General features: G+C 70.7%; 19 protein-coding genes. 5 read left to right on the plus strand and 14 right to left on the minus strand.

The features are described 5' to 3' along the window. From KALB_RS42200 to KALB_RS42235, 8 genes are all read right to left on the minus strand, one after another. A complete protein-coding gene (locus tag KALB_RS42200) occupies window positions 1-1,179 on the minus strand; it encodes a transglycosylase SLT domain-containing protein (RefSeq protein ID WP_025361720.1) in 1,179 nt (392 codons plus the stop codon). Between the two features lie 31 nt (window positions 1,180-1,210). Continuing rightward, a complete protein-coding gene (locus tag KALB_RS42205) occupies window positions 1,211-1,519 on the minus strand; it encodes a hypothetical protein (RefSeq protein WP_148309872.1) in 309 nt (102 codons plus the stop codon). 85 nt (window positions 1,520-1,604) lie between these two features. Continuing rightward, a complete protein-coding gene (locus tag KALB_RS42210; protein ID WP_025361722.1) occupies window positions 1,605-2,378 on the minus strand; it encodes an ESX secretion-associated protein EspG in 774 nt (257 codons plus the stop codon). A gap of 5 nt (window positions 2,379-2,383) precedes the next feature. After that, the gene (locus KALB_RS42215; protein ID WP_025361723.1) at window positions 2,384-3,637 is read right to left on the minus strand and encodes a hypothetical protein; all 1,254 of its coding nucleotides are present in this window, start codon (window positions 3,635-3,637) and stop codon (window positions 2,384-2,386) included. Window positions 3,638-3,653: 16 nt separating this feature from the next. Next, window positions 3,654-4,244, minus strand: coding sequence for a DUF3558 domain-containing protein (locus tag KALB_RS48070; RefSeq protein ID WP_025361724.1), 591 nt, complete (start codon window positions 4,242-4,244; stop codon window positions 3,654-3,656). Continuing rightward, entirely contained in the window at window positions 4,241-4,690 is a 450-nt protein-coding gene (locus KALB_RS48075) for a hypothetical protein (protein WP_025361725.1), read from the minus strand. Before KALB_RS48075 ends, KALB_RS48070 begins: the two co-directional genes overlap by 4 nt. Window positions 4,691-4,797: 107 nt before the next feature. Next, window positions 4,798-6,057: a phosphoribosylamine--glycine ligase gene (gene purD, locus KALB_RS42230; protein ID WP_025361726.1), complete on the minus strand. Its 1,260-nt coding sequence runs from the start codon at window positions 6,055-6,057 to the stop codon at window positions 4,798-4,800. Window positions 6,058-6,165: 108 nt separating this feature from the next. After that, the gene (locus KALB_RS42235) at window positions 6,166-6,429 is read right to left on the minus strand and encodes a ubiquitin carboxyl-terminal hydrolase 14 (RefSeq protein ID WP_025361727.1); all 264 of its coding nucleotides are present in this window, start codon (window positions 6,427-6,429) and stop codon (window positions 6,166-6,168) included. Window positions 6,430-6,456: 27 nt separating this feature from the next. Here KALB_RS42235 and KALB_RS42240 point away from each other — a divergent pair, with 27 nt between their 5' ends. Further along, a complete protein-coding gene (locus KALB_RS42240) occupies window positions 6,457-8,016 on the plus strand; it encodes a Na+/H+ antiporter (protein ID WP_025361728.1) in 1,560 nt (519 codons plus the stop codon). A gap of 14 nt (window positions 8,017-8,030) precedes the next feature. Here KALB_RS42240 and KALB_RS42245 read toward each other — a convergent pair whose 3' ends face one another. The 5 genes from KALB_RS42245 to KALB_RS42265 form a co-directional block, all read right to left on the minus strand. Further along, window positions 8,031-8,936 carry a zinc-binding dehydrogenase gene (locus KALB_RS42245; RefSeq protein WP_025361729.1) on the minus strand — a complete coding sequence of 302 codons (906 nt, stop codon included), beginning with the start codon at window positions 8,934-8,936 and terminating at the stop codon, window positions 8,031-8,033. A gap of 59 nt (window positions 8,937-8,995) precedes the next feature. Then, window positions 8,996-10,114 carry an LLM class flavin-dependent oxidoreductase gene (locus tag KALB_RS42250; protein WP_025361730.1) on the minus strand — a complete coding sequence of 373 codons (1,119 nt, stop codon included), beginning with the start codon at window positions 10,112-10,114 and terminating at the stop codon, window positions 8,996-8,998. A 73-nt stretch (window positions 10,115-10,187) separates the two neighbouring features. After that, entirely contained in the window at window positions 10,188-11,195 is a 1,008-nt protein-coding gene (locus KALB_RS42255) for an ABC transporter substrate-binding protein (RefSeq protein ID WP_025361731.1), read from the minus strand. Further along, complete coding sequence (locus tag KALB_RS42260; protein WP_025361732.1) at window positions 11,182-11,883, minus strand: ABC transporter ATP-binding protein; 702 nt, start codon at window positions 11,881-11,883, stop codon at window positions 11,182-11,184. The genes KALB_RS42255 and KALB_RS42260 overlap by 14 nt, the downstream gene beginning before the upstream one ends. Continuing rightward, window positions 11,865-12,698 carry an ABC transporter permease gene (locus KALB_RS42265; protein WP_025361733.1) on the minus strand — a complete coding sequence of 278 codons (834 nt, stop codon included), beginning with the start codon at window positions 12,696-12,698 and terminating at the stop codon, window positions 11,865-11,867. Before KALB_RS42265 ends, KALB_RS42260 begins: the two co-directional genes overlap by 19 nt. 247 nt (window positions 12,699-12,945) lie before the next feature. Between KALB_RS42265 and KALB_RS49720 the strand changes: the two genes are divergently transcribed. Beyond that, window positions 12,946-13,272 (plus strand): Uma2 family endonuclease, encoded by a 327-nt coding sequence (locus KALB_RS49720; protein ID WP_025361734.1) that lies wholly within the window; start codon window positions 12,946-12,948, stop codon window positions 13,270-13,272. Between the two features lie 24 nt (window positions 13,273-13,296). Here KALB_RS49720 and KALB_RS42275 read toward each other — a convergent pair whose 3' ends face one another. After that, on the minus strand, window positions 13,297-14,589 hold the full coding sequence (locus tag KALB_RS42275; RefSeq protein WP_025361735.1) for an adenylosuccinate synthase: 1,293 nt from the start codon (window positions 14,587-14,589) through the stop codon (window positions 13,297-13,299). Between the two features lie 68 nt (window positions 14,590-14,657). Here KALB_RS42275 and KALB_RS42280 point away from each other — a divergent pair, with 68 nt between their 5' ends. The 3 genes from KALB_RS42280 (at window position 14,658) to KALB_RS42290 (ending at window position 16,354) form a co-directional block, all read left to right on the plus strand. Further along, window positions 14,658-15,341, plus strand: a complete 684-nt coding sequence (locus KALB_RS42280) for a hypothetical protein (RefSeq protein ID WP_025361736.1) — start codon at window positions 14,658-14,660, stop codon at window positions 15,339-15,341. Window positions 15,342-15,464: 123 nt separating this feature from the next. After that, on the plus strand, window positions 15,465-16,103 hold the full coding sequence (locus KALB_RS42285) for an HNH endonuclease family protein (protein WP_025361737.1): 639 nt from the start codon (window positions 15,465-15,467) through the stop codon (window positions 16,101-16,103). Further along, window positions 16,103-16,354, plus strand: a complete 252-nt coding sequence (locus KALB_RS42290; RefSeq protein ID WP_025361738.1) for a hypothetical protein — start codon at window positions 16,103-16,105, stop codon at window positions 16,352-16,354. The genes KALB_RS42285 and KALB_RS42290 overlap by 1 nt, the downstream gene beginning before the upstream one ends. Window positions 16,355-16,377: the final 23 nt, after the last annotated feature.

Consider the following 16,377-nt stretch of genomic DNA (forward strand, 5'->3'; position numbering starts at 1 on the left):
CTAGTAACCCTGGTAGGCACCGCCGTGGGACATGGCCCGGATGCCGGGCACATTGGACACCGAGCCGTAGCGCGAGATCGAGTACCGGACGCCCGCGATGATGTTGTCCACCGGGTTGTAGATGTCGTCGTGGCCGGGCAGCTTGTGCGACTGGAACGTGGAGTCGATGCACTGCATCAGGCCCTTGGACGGGTGCCCGGCCTTGGCGTTGGAGTCCCACAGGTTGATCGCGTGCGGGTTGCCGCCCGACTCGTGCTGGATGATCGCCCAGATGTCGTTCTCGCTCATCTTGGACGTGTCCACGCCGTTCTCCTGGAGGATCTTCATCGCCTCCTCGATCCACTCCTTGACCTGGCCCTGCGGGGCGGGGCCACCGCCACCACCGGGCGGGCCGCCGCTGGGACCGAGGCCGCCACCACCGCCACCGCCGTCCCCGCCGCCACCGGAGTAGTCGCCGCCTCCTCCGCCACCGCCCCCACCGCCGCCGGAACCCGAACCCGCGCCAGTGCCCTGGCCCTGGCCGCTGTGCGTGTCCGCGGACTGCGAGCCGGTGGAGGTCACCGGCTCCGGCTTGGCCTTCCACTCGATGGTGCGGCCCGGTGCGGGGCTGAACGGCTGGTCGCCGGGGGCGGGCAGCGCGGAGAACTTGGACCCGATGTTCATCGCGCCCTTGATCGTGTTCAGCGCGGAGCTCAGCTCGTGGTTGGCGGTGTCCACCGCCCGCTGCACGTCGCCCTTGGCGGCCTCGCACAACGGCTTGATCGCCGCGTCGCGCTCCCCGTCCTTGGGCTGCGGGTGGGCGGCGTCCCAGTTGCGGACCTCGGTGAGCAGGCCCTCGCAGCGACGGTCCACAGTGGACTTCGCCGTCTCCAGCGTGCCCGCGGCGGCCTCCAGCCCACCGGCGGCGTTGTTCAGCGCCTCCGAGACGGAACTGCCCGCCTTGGTGAAGTTGCCCATGTACGTGGTGAACGCGGAAGCCGAGCCACCCTCCCAAGCGCCGTCCAGCGCGTTCACCGAGCTGGTGACGGCCTTGCCGCCCTCCTCGCACTTGCCCGCGGCCTGCCGGTAGTGCTGTGCGATGTCGCGCACCGCCTGCGGTTGCGCGTTCTCCACCTTGCGCGCGATCTCGGCGACCGCACCGCCGCCGGGCAGCCCGGCCACCTCGTCGACAGCGCTCATACTGTGCCCATTTCCACGCTCGCAGGCTCGCTCATGCTGGGGTGAGCCCCTTCGCGTTGGCCTCTTCGGTCTGGTGGATGTTCGTCTCGATCGAGTCGAGTGCGCGTTCCACCTTGCGCAGCAGCTCCTCGGCGGCGTTGAGCTCACCGTGCACCGTGCCGTTGAGCCCGTCCACCGCCCCTGCGATGCCCGCCGAAGCGTCGAGCTTGCCGAACACGTCGGCGCTGGTGGAGCCCCCGGCCTGGAAGCCGTCGCTGAGCCCGCCGAACTGCCCGGCCTGGCCGTTCATGGCCGTCCGGCAGCTCTCGATCGCATCGAAGTTGAACTTCGTCGCCGTCACGTCCGCCGCCCCCTCGAATCCGACTCCGGCGCCCACTCTGACGGCACCTGGCCGACATCGGTTCCATTGTCAGCCGGACGGGTGATCAGAGCTCCTCGGCCAGCTCCCACACCGCAGCGGCCAGCCTGGGGTTGTCCGCGGGCGTGACGGTGCTCCACAGCGTGCCGTCCGCGCTGGGCTTGACCAGGTGCAGGTAGCGGCCGTGCGCCGTGTCGTGGAAGGCCACGACCCTGTTCGCCCGGCGCGGGCGCTGCGCCCCCTGGGCCGCCTCCACGCCGAACTGCCCGCGAGTGCCCATGTCCGCGCTCATGCCGACCAGTTCGTGAGCCTGGCTCAACGGCACCCCGTTGCGCTCCAGCTCCAGCACCAGCCGCTGCGGATCACCCTGCGAGCTGGCGTCCGCGGCCCGCAGCACCTCGTTGGGCAGGCTCACCGAACGGCCCGGCCCCGCCGGCACGTCCCCGGCCACCGACACCGCCGCCTCGGCCAGCGCTCCGCCGCTGGTGCGGATCAGCCACACCTCGCCGTTGTCCACCACGCCCATCAGCCCGGCGCCCCCGTTGGACGCGGCGAGCAGACTGATCTTGCGGCCGTCCGCCCACACGAAGCCGTACACCGAGCTGCGCGGGTAGGCCAGCAGCGCCAGGTCGTCGGACAGCTCCGGCTCCGCCCGCCGCGCACTGGCCAACCCGCGCTGCTCCAGCGACTTCCACGCCCCAGCAACAAGTTCGGCCCGCTCGCTGTGCGTCACGCCCGGACTGGGCACGTCCAGCGCCACGTGCCTGCGCGGGAATCGCTCCGCCTCCCACAGCACGTCGAACTCCAACACGGACAGGACGATCGTGTCGTTGGCCGCCATCGGTGCTACGCGCTCGGTTCCTCGCCGAGCACCGGCGGTGCGACCATGCGCTGATCCCCGAAGAGGTCGTCCGCCTCCACCCCGTACTTGCGCACGTGCTCGGCGTCCTCCTCCTTCTTCTTCTTGTCCGTGGCGGGCTGCATCATCGAGGAACCCTGCTTGGCCTGCGGGGAAATCCGCTCCGCGGCACGGGCCTGCGCGGCCTGCTCCTCGTTCAGGGCACCCAGACCCGAGTTGGCCCGGCTCACCCCGGCACGCTCGCCCCCGGCCCCGCCACCAGCGGACCCACCGCGCACCATGCCCCGCGGCGACCCGCTGTTCGCACCAGCCGCGACCGCACCCGCGCCACCGGCGACCGCGGCACCCAGCCCGATCTCACCGGCCAGCGCACTGCCCGCCGCCGAAGCAGCCGCAGGCATACCCGTGGTCGGCAGGCTGCCAGGCAGACCGCCAGCACCGGTCACCGCACCAGGCGCCATCGGCCCCGGCACGCCACCGCCACCGGGCAAGCCGCCAGGGGCGGCGAAGCCCGGTGCACCCGGCCCGGCCGAGCCGGAAGCGGCGAAAGGCGCGCCAGCGCCGCCGCCGGGACCGGCGTAGGCCACACCCGAGCCGCTCACGTAACCCGCCAGCGAGGTGGCCCCCGCCGTGTTCTGCACCGCCTGCGCCTGCAGGTCGATCCCCGGCGGCTGCCCCAGCGGCTGGTGGCCCTCCAGCGCCGTCTTGCTGTTCGCCTGGTAGTCGTTGAGCTGGCGGATCGCCTCGTCCCGGTCGTGCTGGGCCTGCTCCACCTGCCGCGCGTGGTCCGTCTCGTAGCCGAAGACGCCAGCCGCCTTGTCCACGAACGACTTCTGCGTGTCCGTGGAGGGCTTCGGCGCACTCGCCGCCACCGCGTGCGAGTCGCTCTGCGTGATCAGCGCGCCCGAGGAGTCGGTGATGTTGTACTCGGCCCCGTCGCTGTAGGCGGCGTGCGAGCTCAGCTGCTCGGTCGCGCCCTGCCCCGCCACGCTCTGCCAGTCGATGCCGATCTTGGCCAGCTCGGTGCGCAGCACGGTGTTGGTGTTCGTCAGGTCCTTGGCGATGTCCTTGAGCGCGTCCACCACCCCGTGCAGCACCGTCGAGCCGCTGCCCTTGCTGAGCTTGTCCACCTGGTCGGCCAGGTCGTAGTTGCTGTACCCCTCGAACCGGTAGTTGCCCAGCTTGTCCCGCTGCGGAGCGGCTTCGGCGGTGCCCGCGACGCTCTCCTCGAACATCCCCATCGCTACCCCTCCCGAATCACTTGATCGTCTGCAGTGTCGCCAGCGCGGCCTTGACGGCCTGGAGCGTGATGTCGCACATCTGGGCCTGGGACAACTTCTTCTCAACCGGTTCCAGATCCATGGACAACTCCTGTCCCTGGGCCGTGCTCACGTTGGTGGTGCAGAAGGACCCGCTGGGGTCATTCCAGTCATTGCCCATGTTGATGAGCTGGACAGCAGGAAACCCATCTACCGAGATCAGCCGCTTCTTGACGTTCCCGGTGTTGTTCAGCCACTCGTCGATGCCCCGCTTCGACTCGGGCGAGAGCGACAGCACGAAATTCGCCGGGTCCTTGACCAGGAAGGAGCAGCTCGGCGCAGGAGTCTGCGTCTCATCCGGGCCCGGGCCCGACTTGTAGACCTTGAGCACCTGTTTCTGAGCGTCCGTGAGCAGCTTGCACGGATCCACGCTCGCGAGGTCGATGTCCTTCGGCCTGTTTGGGATCGAGGTGCTCGTCTTGGTAGGCGAGGGCGCTGGGCTCGGCTGTCCCTGGTCGACCTGCGTGCACCCGGCGACAGCCAGGACCGACAACAGGACGATGACGCTCGCTCGGACGCGAGTGGTCACTCGGAGGCTCCAAACGCGGCTTTGATCTGGTCTTCTGTGTAGCCGTACTGCTTCGCCGCAGTCTTCAGTTGCCCTGCGAGCTTCTCCAGGCTGTCCACGTACTGCATGATCCGGTTCTTGTAGGAGTCCGGGTTCTGGTCCAGCAGCTTGTTCCACTCGTCGGCGACGTCCAGGCTGATGAAGTCCTCGGCGAACTTCGTCATCTTCAGCGATTTGGCTTTCGGAACGACGAGCATTTTCAGCTGGTCGACCTGGTCCTGGATGACCTTGCCGGCTTGCAGCACCGTGTCGTGGTTGACGGTCAGCTTGCCGCCGCTGACCCCGGCGAAGGCGTTGGCGGCCCCGCCGAAGGGGTCGAAGGCGGAGCCGACCACGGAGTCGATGCTGGCCAGATCGGATCTCACCTGGGAGGACATCGCGCCGCCCGGTTCGTTCGTCGCTGCCATAGCTCGCCCCCGCACGCTTCGTGACTGCTCGGACCCGGTTCGCAGGCTACCAACGATGGTGTGTGCCGTGCCTGAGTTCGACGAACGCGAGCGGCTGGGGGTTCCCGCTAGTTGGGGACGTGCACCTCGCCGCGGGCGGCGCGCAGGGCGATGTCGGTGCGGTGGTGGGAGCCGGTGAGGTGCACGGCGCCGATCCGCCGGTAGGCGTCGGCGCGGGCGGCCTCGAGGTCGGGGCCGGTGCCGACAACGGAGAGCACGCGCCCGCCGGTGGAGACGACGGCACCGTCCTCGCGGCGGCGGGTACCGGCGTGCAGCACGCCCTCGGCCTCGGAACCGGCGATGACGTCGCCGGTGCGCGGGCGGCCGGGGTAGCCCTCGGCGGCGAGCACGACGGTGACGGCGGCGCCGGGCTCCCACTCCAGCGGGGGGTGCTCGGCGAGGCGGCCCTCGGCGGCGGCGAGGAACAGCCCGGCCAGCGGGGTGCGCAGCAGCGCGAGCACGGCCTGGGTCTCGGGGTCGCCGAACCGGCAGTTGAACTCGATGACCTGGGGGCCCTCGGAGGTCAGGGCGAGCCCGGCGTAGAGCAGCCCGGAGAACGGGGTGCCGCGGCGGGCGAGCTCGTCGACCACGGGCTGCACGATCTCGGCGACGACCTGGTCGACCAGGTCGTCGGGGGCCCAGGGCAGCGGGCTGTAGGCACCCATGCCGCCGGTGTTCGGGCCCGCGTCGTTGTCCCCGACCCGCTTGAAGTCCTGCGCGGGCAGCAGCGGTACGACGGTGGTGCCGTCGACCACGCAGAACAGGGAGGCCTCGGGGCCGTCGAGGAAGGATTCGAGCAGCACCGGGTGGCCGCCGTCGAGCAGGTGCATGGCGTGCGCGCGGGCCACGTCGTAGTCCTTGGTGACGACCACGCCCTTGCCCGCGGCCAGCCCGTCGTCCTTGACCACCCAGGTGGGCCCGAACCGGCGCAGCGCGGCGTCCAGCCGGGCCGGGGTGTCCACGGTCTCGCTGCGGGCGGTGGCCACGCCCGCGGCCCGCATGACGTCCTTGGCGAAGGCCTTGGAGCCCTCAATGCGGGCGGCCTCCTTGGCCGGGCCGAAGCACGGGATGCCCGCGCTGCGCACGGGGTCGGCGGCGCCCAGCACGAGCGGGGTCTCCGGGCCGACGACGACCAGCTCGGCGCCCCACTCCTTGGCGAGTGCGGCGACGGCGCCCGGGTCGGCGAGGTCGATGCCGTACACCTCGGCGAGGCCTGCGGTCCCGGCGTTGCCGGGGGCACAGGCCAGGGCGGTGACCGCAGGGTCCTTCGACAGGGCCAGCAGCAGGGCATGTTCCCGGGCACCGGACCCGATCACGAGGACGCGCACGAGCCAGGAGCCTAGAGAACTGTCCTCAGTCGGATGGTCACACCCCTCTCATCCAGTGATGCTCATCACTCGAACGGAGCAACTCGACTGCTGCGGACAGTGATCGGTTCAGACGAGCCGTTCGTCCACGTAGCACCAGCGCCAGCTCTCGCCGGGCTCGAACGAGCGCATCACCGGGTGGCCGGTGGCCTGGAAGTGGGCGGTGGCGTGCCGGTGCGCGCTGGAGTCGCAGCAGCCCACGTGCCCGCAGGACAGGCACATGCGCAGGTGCACCCAGGCGGACTCGCCAAGTTCCAGGCACTCCTCGCAGCCGACGGTGCTGCCCGGGACGACCTCGATGTCCTGCACGCCGATCACGTGTTCGCAGCTCATACCCACCATTGTCACTACCCTCTTCCCGTGCACGGGTCGGAACTGTTGCTGTTGCTCGCCGGTTCGCTCGCGGTGACCGCGATCGCCCGCCGGTTCGACTGGCCTGCGCCGCTGCTGCTCGTCGCGGTCGGGCTGGGCCTGTCCTTCGTGCCGGGTATGCCGGACTTCCGGCTGGACCCGGAGCTGGTGCTGCCCCTGGTGCTGCCACCGCTGCTGTACTCGGCTGCGCTGGACAGCTCGTACGTCAACATCCGGCGCAGCGTGCGGCCGATCGGGCTGCTCGCGGTGGGCCTGGTGCTGGCGACCACGCTGGCCGTCGGCCTGGCCACGTACTGGCTGGTGCCCGGTATGCCGCTGGCCGCGGCGCTGGTGCTCGGCGCGATCGTGGCCCCGCCGGACGCGGTGGCCGCCGTGGCGATCGGCCGCAAGCTGGGCCTGCCGCGCCGGATCATGACGGTGCTGATCGGGGAGAGCCTGGTCAACGACGCCACCGCGCTGACCGCGTACAAGGTGGCGGTGGCCTCGGCGACCGGGCTGGCCCTGTCCTGGAGCGAGGGCATCGGCACCTTCCTGCTGGCCTCGGTGGGCGGCGGGCTGATCGGCTACCTGCTGGGGGTGCTGGTGCACGCGGTCCGGCAGCGGCTGTCGGACTCGGTACTGGAGAGCGCGCTGGGCATGCTGGTGCCCTTCGGCGCGTACCTGATCGCCGAGTCGGCGCACACCTCGGGCGTGCTCGCGGTGGTGGCGGCGGGCCTGTACCTGGGGCACAACGCGCCGCGCGCCGGGTACGCCACCCGCCTGCAGGAGACGGCCGTGTGGCGGGCCTTCGACGTGCTGCTGGAGTCCTGGGTCTTCGCGCTGATCGGCCTACAGGTGCGGCTGGTCTACCGGGAGAGCGGCGTGACCTGGCCGCTGCTGCTCGCGGCGCTGGGGGTACTGGCGGTGGCGGTGCTGATCCGGGTGGTGTGGATGTTCCCGGGCACGTACCTGCCCAGGCTGCTGTCCAAGCGCATCCGCGAGAACGAGGAGGACCCGGGCTGGCGCTCGGTCTCGGTGGTGGCCTGGGCGGGCATGCGCGGGGTGGTGTCCCTGGCGGCGGCGGCCGCCCTGCCGGAGTCCATGCCCGAGCGCAATGTCATCGTGCTGTTCACCTTCGTGGTGACGGTCGGCACGCTCCTGCTGCAGGGGCTCTCCCTGCCGTGGGTGATCCGCAAGCTCGGCGTGGAGTCGAACGAGGAGCACACCGACACCCTGGCCGAGGCGCAGGTGAAGTACCACGCGGCGCGGGCCTCCATCGACCGGCTGGACGAGGAGGCCGCCGACTCGGGCACCCCGGAGCAGGTGGTCGCCCGGTTGCGGACCATCGCCGAGCACCGGGGCAACGCGGCCTGGGAGCGGCTGGGCCGGTCCGAGGAGGAAATCGGGGAGAGCCCCGCGAGCCGCTGGCGCAGGCTGCGCCGCACGATGCTGGCGGCCGAGCGCGAGGTGTTCCTTGCCGCGCGCAACGCCCGTGAGATCGACGACGAGGTGTTCCGCCGGGTGCAGCGCGAGCTGGACCTGGAGGAGGCGGCCCTCAACCGCGAGTGAGGGCCGCCACCGGATCAGGACACGTCCAGCACGGCCTTGCCCGCGACCTTGCGGCCCTTGAGCGCGGCGATGGCGTCCTGGTGGGACTCCCAGTTGCCGCGCCAGCCCACCTGCGCGTCCAGCTCACCGGACGCGAGCAGGTTCACCAGGTAGGCGAGGTCCTCGGCCGCGGCGTAGTCCATCATGAAGCCCTCCAGCCGGTGCCCTGGCCGCACGGTGGCGTAGGGCTCGAACACCGCGGGCTGACCCGAGGTGTAGCCGATGGACTGGATCACGCCGCCCGGGGCGAGCAGCTCGAAGGCCTGCACGAGGGTCGGGCCGCCGACGTTGTCCAGCACCCCGTGCAGCGGGGCCTCGACCCCTTCCAGGCCGACCACGACCTGGGCCGCCCCCAGCTCGGCCAGTCCCGCACCGCGCGCGGCACTGCCCACGGAGGCGATGACGTGCGCCCCGGCGCGGGCCGCGAGCTGCACCGCGAAGCGGCCCACGCCACCGGAGGCGCTGGTCACCAGCACGCGGCGGCCCACGACCGGCCCGAGCTTGCGCAGCGCCTGCAGGGCGGTGACCCCGGCCACCGGCAGGGCACTGGCCTCGCCGAAGTCCAAGGTGTCGGGCAGGACGGCGAGCTGGCTGGACGGCACGGCACGCAGTTGCGCCCACGCCCCGCCGCTGTTGAACGTGACCACGCGAGCGCCCACGGCGGGACCGCTGCCGTCGGCGGCGGCCTTCACGACCACGCCCGCGGCGTCCCAGCCGTTGACGTCGCCGTCCTCCTTGCCGTACGTGCCGTGCAGTTCGCCCCAGTTCAGCGAGATCGCCCTGACCTCGATGAGCACCTCGTTGGCGGCGGGGACCGGCTCGGTCGTCTCGCCGAGCCGGATCCCGTTGTCCGCCTTCTGGTCAAGCAGCAGTCCACGCATCGTGTGCCTCCCCTGGAGATGAGTTCACCAGCTCTAACCAGAGGAAGCCTCCGTTTATTTCACGCAGCCAGGACCGGATTCTCGCCCTCGGCGATCAGCCCGCGCCGGACCAGTTCGGGCCGCACGCCCTCGCCGAACCAGTACGCCTCCTCCAGGTGCGGGTAGCCGGAGAAGATGAACTCCTCCACGCCCAGCGCGTGGTACTCCTCGATCCGGTCGGCGACCTCGCGGTGGCTGCCCACCAGCGCGGTGCCCGCCCCGCCGCGCACCAGGCCGATGCCCGCCCACAGGTTCGGGTAGATCTCCAGCTTGTCCCGCTGACCGCCGTGCAGGGCCAGCATCCGTTGCTGGCCAACGGATTGACTGGTACGCAGCTGCTCCTGCGCCCGCGCGAGCGAGGCCGGGTCGATGGCGTCCACGAGCCGGTTCGCCTCGGCCCAGGCCGCCTCGGAGCTGTCCCGGCTGATGGTGTGCAGCCGGATGCCGAAGCGCAGCGTGCGCCCGGCCGCCTCGGCGTGCGCCCGCACCCTGGCGATCTTCTCCGCCACCTGCTCGGGCGGCTCGCCCCAGGTCAGGTAGACGTCGGCGTTGCGGGCCGCCACCGGCAGCGCGGCGTCCGAGGAACCGCCGAAGTAGACCTGCGGCAGCGGGTCCGGCGGCACCGGCACGAGGCCGCCCGCGATCTTGAGGTGCTCGCCGGTGAAGTCCACCGGCGCCCCGCTCCACAGGCCGCGCACGATGCTCAGGAACTCGTCGGTGCGGGCGTAGCGCTGGTCGTGGTCCAGCCAGTCGCCGAAGCGCTGCTGCTCGATCGCGTCCCCACCGGTGACCACGTTGAGCAGCAGCCTGCCCCGCGAGATCCGTTGGTAGGTCGCGGACATCTGCGCCGCCAGCGTGGGCGAGATGACCCCGGGCCGGAAGGCCACCAGGAACTTCAGCCGCTCGGTCTGGCCGATCAGCGCGGCGGTGGTCAGCCACGCGTCCTCGCACCAGGTGCCGGTCGGGGTCAGCACGCCGACGAAGCCCAACTGCTCGGCGGCACGGGCGATCTGGCCCAGGTAGTCGATGTCCGGGCCGCGCTGGGCGGGCGCCCCGGCCTCCTGCGAGCCGTGGAAGCGGTCCACGATGTGGCGCCCGTCCCCGGAGGTGGGCAGGAACCAGTGCAGCACAACGCTCATCGCCGCACCTCATTGGCGCTCGGTGCGGCGCTTCGCGCCGGCCCTGTGGCCGATGATTCGCTCGCAAGCTCGCTCATCGTGAACCTCCGGTCTTGTCCTCGTAACGGGTGTCCACGAAGTCCGCGAACTTCACCTTGCCCGGCAACACCTTCGCATCGCTGAACGCGTCGGCGAGCTGTTGCTCGGAGGCGATCACCTTGTCGTCCAACGGGATGGGCAGTGTGGCCCCGTGCCCGACGGAGGTCCTGGCCACCTCGGGCTTGAGCCCGGTGACCTTGGACCAGGCCTGGGCCCACTCGTCCTTGTGGCTGTCCGACCACTTCTGCGCCTTGGCCAGCCGCGACAGGTAGTCCTGGATCGCGGTGTTCTTGCCCGCGTCGCCCAGCGCGCTGCGCCCCGCCACCTGGAACGAGTAGCCGTTGGCGGTGCCGGAGCTGCCGTCCACGAGGGACCGCGCCTTGGCCTCCAGCAAGGCCTGTGAGGTGTACGGGTCCCAGATCGCCCAGGCGTCGACGCGGTGCTGGGTGAAGGCCGTGTACGCGTCGGCCGGTTGCAGGAAGGTGATCGTCACGTCGTTGACCTTGAGCCCGGCCCGGATCAGCACGTCGAGCAGCTGCCCGTGCGCCGAGCTGCCCTTGGCCACCGCGATCGTCTTTCCCTTGAGCTCCTTGGCATCGCGGATCGGCGAGTCCTCGGGAACCAGCAGGGCGTCACCGGGACCGGTGTGCTGGGCCGCCTGCACCACGGCGATCTTCGCGTTGGCCGCGGCGGAGAAGATCGGCGGCGTGTTACCCACCCCGCCGAGGTCCACCGCACCCGCACTGGCGGCTTCCAGCAGCGGCGGGCCGGAGGTGAAGGTGGACCACTCGATCTTGTACGGGGTATTCAGCAGCCCGGCGGCCTCCAGCAGGGCCTGGGAGCCGCCCTTCTGGTCGCCGACCTTCAGGGTGACCTTGGCCAGGTCCGCGGCGCTGACCGCCTGCGGTGCGGGTGTGGTGCCCGCCGAGGAGGTGCCGCCGCACCCGGCCAACGCCAACGCTCCGAGGGCCAGCACGGGCAGCAAGGCGTTACGCAGCCTCATGGTTCTCCACTCCGAGGTCGACGAGCACACGGTCTCGCAGTTCGGTCAGGTCGGCGTGCCTGCGCGGGCGTGGCGGCGGCAGGTGCTCCGCGCGGATGCGCCCCTCGTCCAGGACCAGCACGCGGTCGGCCAGCTGCAGCGCCTCGTCGATGTCGTGCGTCACCAGCAGCACGCCGGGCCGGTGCGCCTGCCACAGGTCCTCGACCAGCCGGTGCATCGCCAACCGGGTCAACGCGTCCAGCGCCCCGAACGGCTCGTCCAGCAGCAACAGGTCCGGCTCGCGAACCAGGGCCCTGGCAAGGGAAACGCGTTGGGCCTCACCACCGGACAAGGTGATCGGCCACGCCTCGGCGTGCTCGCTCAGCCGCACCTCGGCCAGCGCCCGGTCCGCCACCGCCCGACCGTCCACCCCGTGCAGGCCCAGCGACACGTTGCGCCAGACCCTGCGCCACGGCAGCAGTCGCGGCTGCTGGAAGGCCACCGACACCGTGCCATCGACACGCACGTCACCGCTCACCTCGCGGTCCAGCCCGGCGAGCACGCGCAGCAGCGTGGACTTGCCGGAACCACTTCGTCCCAGCAGGGCGACGAATTCCCCGCGCCGCACGTCCAGGTCGAGGTTGTCGAGCACCTTGCGCGTGCCGAACTGGCGGACCAGTTCCCGAACCCTCACAACGTGTTGCGCCACCGCAGTGTCCTCCTCTCCACCGCGCGCACCACCGCGTCCGTTGCCAGGCCCAGCGCGGCGTAGACCACCAGCCCGACCACGACCTGGTCGGTGCGCAGGAAGTCCCTGGCGTTGTTGATCAGGTAGCCGAGCCCGGCCTGCGCGTTGACCTGCTCGCCGACGATCAGCGAGAGCCACGCGACGCCCAGGCCCTGCCGTAGCCCCACCAGGGTCTGCGGCAGTGCGGCGGGCAGCACCACGTGCACCAGCCGCTCCCACCGCGTGTAGCCCAGCACGCCCGCGGCTTCGAGCAGCTGCGGATCCGTGTCGCGGATGCCCGCGTACACGTTGAGGTACAAGGGAAAGGAGAAGCCCAGTGCGACCAGTGCGACCTTGGGCTCCTCGCCGATGCCGAACCAGATGATGAACAGCGGCACCAGCCCGAGGAAGGGCAGGGTGCGCAGCATCTGTACCGGCGGGTCGACCAGCACGGCACCCCAGCGGGACAGGCCCGCGGTGATGCCCAGCACCAGCGCGATCACCGCGCCCAGTGCCACGCCGAGCAGGACTCGGCGCAGGGACACGGCGAACGCGTCACCGAGTTCGCCGGTGGCCGCGAGGTCCACCGCGGCGGAGAGGACCTTCGTCGGCGAGGCCAGCTTGTCCTCGGTGAGCACTCCGGTGCTGGAGGCCAACTGCCACAACAGCAGCAGGCCCACCGGGCTGATCCAGCGCAGGAGGTTGGGCAACCTGCGTCTTCGGGGTGTTCGGGCGGGGGCGGTCGGCGGCGCGGCGGTGTGCGGCGGGTCGGCGACGGCCAGGGTGGGAATCGACACGATTCCTCCGAGGTGGGGGCGCGCGGGAACCACGGATCGTGGTGAGAAAAGGCTTGGGGCGAAAGGAGGATCAGCGCACCGGACAGACCGCACTGGCCTGCCTGCGGAGGTCCACGTGAAGACGTGCGACCAGGAGTTCACCCATACGAGCGAGTCTTGGCGAGGGGTCCCGCGAAGTCAACGGCGCCCGGACTCTGGGAGAAGCTCGGTGACCGAGCATTGTCGGTGCGCTGTGGGAGACTGGCGCGTGATCCCGCCACCGAATCCGCTCGGCGAGTTGCTGACCATCTCCGACTACACGAGGCTGGGTGAGACGGCCACCGGGTACACCGAACTCCTGGTGGTCGAGATCGTCTCGCCGGGTTCGAAGCGCACCGACTACCGGACCAAGCGTGAGGAGTACGCCGAGGCGGGCATCCCGCACTACTGGATCGTGGACATCGAGGAGCCGGTGTCGCTGACCGCGTGCCAGCTCACCAAAGAGTTCGGCTACCAGGACAGCCAGGAGATCACCGGGGAGTTCACCGCCACGACCCCGTTCCCGGTGACCGTGCGCCTCGACCAGTTGCTCTGACCGAGGCGCACGGCACGGAGTGCGTCAGGCGCCCGTCATGTCGTGGCGCACGATGGTCTGCTCGCGGCCCGGCCCCACGCCGATCGCGGACATGCGGGCCCCGGAGATCTGCTCCAGGTGCTCCACGTAGGCGCGGGCGTTGGCGGGCAGTTCCTCGAAGGTGCGGCAGTGGCTGATGTCCTCGAACCAGCCGGGCAGCTCCTCGTACACCGGCACGGCGTGGTGCACGTCGGTCTGCGTCATGGGCATCTCGTCCACGCGCTCGCCGTCCACCTCGTAGGCCACGCAGACCGGCACCTTCTCGTGCCCGGACAGCACGTCCAGCTTGGTGAGGAAGTAGTCGGTGATGCCGTTGACCCGAGCGGCGTAGCGGGCGATCACGGCGTCGAACCAGCCGGTGCGCCGTGAGCGCCCGGTGGTGACGCCGAACTCCCCGCCGGTCTTGCGCAGCAGCTCGCCCATGTCGTCGTGCAGCTCGCTGGGGAACGGCCCGGAGCCGACGCGGGTCGTGTACGCCTTGAGGATGCCGATCACGGTGGTGATCCGGGTGGGCCCGATGCCCGACCCCGCGCAGGCCCCGCCGGAGGTCGGGTTCGAGGAGGTCACGAACGGGTAGGTGCCGTGGTCCACGTCGAGCAGGGTGCCCTGCGAGCCCTCCAGCAGCACGTTCTCGCCGCGGTCCAGGGCCTGGTTGAGCAGCAGCCGGGTGTCGGCGATGCGGTGCGCGAAGGCGCTGGCGTGCTCCAGCATCCCGTCCACGACCTGCTCGGCGTCCATGGCCTTGCGGTTGTAGACCTTGACCAGCAGCTGGTTCTTGAACTCCAGCGCGGCCTCGACCTTCTGCCGCAGGATCTTCTCGTCCAGCAGGTCCTGCACCCGCACGCCCACCCGGGAGACCTTGTCCTGGTAGGCGGGGCCGATGCCGCGACCGGTGGTGCCGATCTTGGACTTGCCCAGGTAGCGCTCGGTGACCTTATCGATGGCCACGTGGTAGGGCATGATCAGGTGCGCGTCGGAGGAGATCAGCAGGCGGGCGGTGTCCACCCCGCGCTCCTCCAGCCCGGCCAGCTCCTCGAGCAGCACGCCGGGGTCCACGACCACCCCGTTGCCGATCACGTTGGTGACCCCGGGCGAGAGGATGCCGGAGGGGATCAGGTGCAGGGCGAAGCTCTGGCCGTCGGGCAGCACCACGGTGTGCCCGGCGTTGTTGCCGCCCTGGTAGCGGACCACCCACTGGATCCGGTCACCGAGCAGGTCGGTGGCCTTGCCCTTGCCTTCATCGCCCCACTGGGCGCCGATCAGGACGATGGCAGGCATGTGAAACTCCCCGTGCTAGACGACTGCAGGCCGAATGCCGGTGATTGACTGTAGACCAGGAGGTGGTCGTGGGCGCACTAGTGCTGGCCTGCGGAAAGGACGCGGGCCACGGGGCGTCACCGATGTTCGCCGACCGTGACGATCTTGAGGTGCACGAGGTGGCCGCCAAACCCGGTCGCACCGAGGTGGATCCGCTGGTCAAGGGCCTGGACGGGCGCCGGCTCCTGGTGCGTGGAACGGACGCGGACCTGGCCGCGGTCGTGCTGCGGCTGCTGCGCACGGAGCGGCTCGCCGAGGTGCCCGTGGGCTACCTGCCCACCAGCGAGGACTCGGTGGTCGCGCGGATCTGGGACCTGCCGACCGACCCCGGGCGCGCGCTGGACCTGGCGCTGCGGGCCGACCCGGACCCGGTGCCGCTGATCCGCGACGACTCGGGCGGGGTGATCGTCGGCGAGGGCGTGTTCCGGCCGGTGCGCGGCGTGGCCTACTGCGACGAGACCCAGGTGCTGCGCGGGCAGGCGGGCCAGCTCACGGTGGGACCCGATCCGGACCGCGGTCCGGGTCTGGTGGTGCGCGTGGTGCGGCGACAGCTGCTGGTGCGGCGGACCACGGTGACCCAGGGGCGGGCGGTCCAGGTGGGGTGCGTGCCCAGCGCACCGGTCAGCGACGGGGTGGTGCACCCGAGGCAGGTCACCAAGTGGACCTGGTACCGGCACACCGAGGACCTGCGGCTGGTGCGCGGCCTGATCTGAGCCAAATCGGTCACCAGGAGTTAGCATTTAGTCCCGCTAGGTGTCACCGGAAGGTGTTGCCATAGATCACATCGTGCGCCATCGTCGATTGGTCAATTAGTCACCAACTCGGGTGGAGTGACGATGAATAGTTTTCGTGCCGTACGCGGGCTGTTAGCCGCCGGAGCGCTGTCGGTGGTCGCGGTCCTCGGGGTGAGCACCCCGGCCTCCGCGACCCCGCCGAACATCCCGGACAAGACCACCGCGGTGAACGAGCTCAACGGGCTGCGGGTCCAGCCCGACGGCTCCTCCGCCGGCTACTCGCGGGACAAGTTCAAGCACTGGATCACCATCGAGGGCAGCTGCAACACCCGCGAGATGGTGCTCAAGCGCGACGGCACGAACGTGCAGACCGACTCCTCCTGCGCGGCCAAGTCCGGCACCTGGTACAGCCCGTACGACGGCTCCACGCAAACCAGCGCCTCGGCCATCCAGATCGACCACATGGTGCCGCTGGCCGACGCCTGGCGCACCGGCGCCTCCGGCTGGACCGCGCAGCGGCGCCAGGACTTCGCCAACGACCTGAGCTACCCGCAGCTGGTGGCCGTCAAGGGCGCGGTGAACGAGTCCAAGGGCGACAAGTCACCCGATCTGTGGAAGCCTCCGCTGACCTCGTACTGGTGCACGTACGCGAAGATGTGGACGCACGTGAAGTCCAAGTACTCGCTCACTGTCAACTCCGCGGAGAAGAGCGCTCTGCAGGACATGCTCGGTAGGTGCTGATGGCCGAATACTCGTCCCCGTTCGCGTCTGGCCCCGGCGGGGTGATGACCGACGACGTCGGGGTGATCACCGGCGACCTCGAACTGCGCACCGAGGCCGGCGAGGACGGACTCGTCTCGGTGTACGTGCGCTACGAGGAGGCGGACGAGTGGTACCGGCTGCGCGGGGCCTCGTGCGTGGTGCACGACCCGCGCGACCACCGGGCGCTGCACATGGCGCTGCTCGGTGTGCTGAACCGCCCAGCGGGCTGAGTGCGGTGGCCGCGCCCGACCAG

Source organism: Kutzneria viridogrisea DSM 43870 (assembly GCF_000525635.1).
Classification (GTDB): Bacteria; Actinomycetota; Actinomycetes; order Mycobacteriales; family Pseudonocardiaceae; genus Kutzneria; species Kutzneria viridogrisea.